Below are 529 nucleotides of genomic sequence, written 5' to 3'. Positions count from 1 at the left end.
CCGACGATCGAGGCGGCGGGTGGTCGGGTGCTGCGGATCGCGCACACGGTGTCGTTCGCGTTCGACATGTCGTGGGAGGAGCTGCTGTGGCTGGTCGAGGGTCACGAGGTGCATGTCTGTGACGAGGAGCTGCGTCGTGATGCGGAGCGTCTCGTCGAGTACTGCGGTGAGCACCGGATCGACGTGGTGAACGTGACCCCGACCTACGCCCATCACCTGTTCGCCGCGGGCTTGTTGGACGGTGACCACGTGCCGCCGTTGGTGTTGCTCGGTGGTGAGGCCGTCCCGGACAGCGTGTGGTCGCGGTTGCGTGACACCGAGGGGACGTGGGGTTACAACCTGTACGGTCCGACCGAGTACACGATCAACACCCTCGGCGCGGGCACCAGCGACAGCGCGACGTCGACCGTGGGCACCCCCATCACCAACACCGTCGCGCACGTCCTCGACGGCTGGCTGCGGCCGGTGCCCGACGGCGTCGTCGGCGAGCTCTACATCGCCGGGACCGGCCTGGCCCGCGGCTACCTGG

General features: G+C 68.6%; 1 protein-coding gene. It reads left to right on the top strand.

Going from position 1 to position 529, the window contains the following annotated elements; all coding sequences use genetic code 11:
• A partial coding sequence (locus FVA95_RS29310) for an AMP-binding protein (protein ID WP_149666940.1) occupies window positions 1–529 on the top strand: 529 nt, incomplete at both ends.

The sequence above is a fragment of the Pseudonocardia sp. EV170527-09 genome, from assembly GCF_008369905.1.
Lineage (GTDB): Bacteria > Actinomycetota > Actinomycetes > Mycobacteriales > Pseudonocardiaceae > Pseudonocardia.
The sequence above is the reverse complement of the archived record's forward strand: the minus strand, read 5'-3'. Positions and strand labels throughout refer to the sequence as shown.